The organism is Xanthomonas sp. BRIP62418, assembly GCF_003993495.1.
GTDB classification, from domain to species: Bacteria; Pseudomonadota; Gammaproteobacteria; order Xanthomonadales; family Xanthomonadaceae; genus Xanthomonas; species Xanthomonas euroxanthea.
Window position 1 is genome coordinate 1 of sequence record NZ_QEZG01000001.1, and the last position, 245, is coordinate 245.

The window sequence follows — 245 nt, forward strand, 5'->3', positions numbered from 1 at the left end:
TCTGCCTGCTGCGGAGATTCCGCACCGCGCCTGATCGAAATGAAGAGCCCGGCTGGCAGCCGGGCTGTTTATTGCAGTCGGAGGGCGGCTGCCGAGCAGGTCCCACGACCTGGTAGGAGCGTGCCTGGCGCTCAGCGCAACGCCTTGATGGTCAGGTCCAGCGCGTCCTGGCCCTTTTCCTTCTGCAGCAGGCGCGCCGGCACCGGCAGGTCCTTGACTACCCAGGCAATCAATTCCTTGTCACC

Annotated in this window: 1 pseudogene; it reads right to left on the reverse strand. The window is 64.9% G+C overall.

The window, feature by feature from the left end:
* Nucleotides 1-131: 131 nt before the first annotated feature.
* Nucleotides 132-245, reverse strand: a pseudogene (locus EO174_RS00005) (DUF3108 domain-containing protein); the annotation flags it as partial.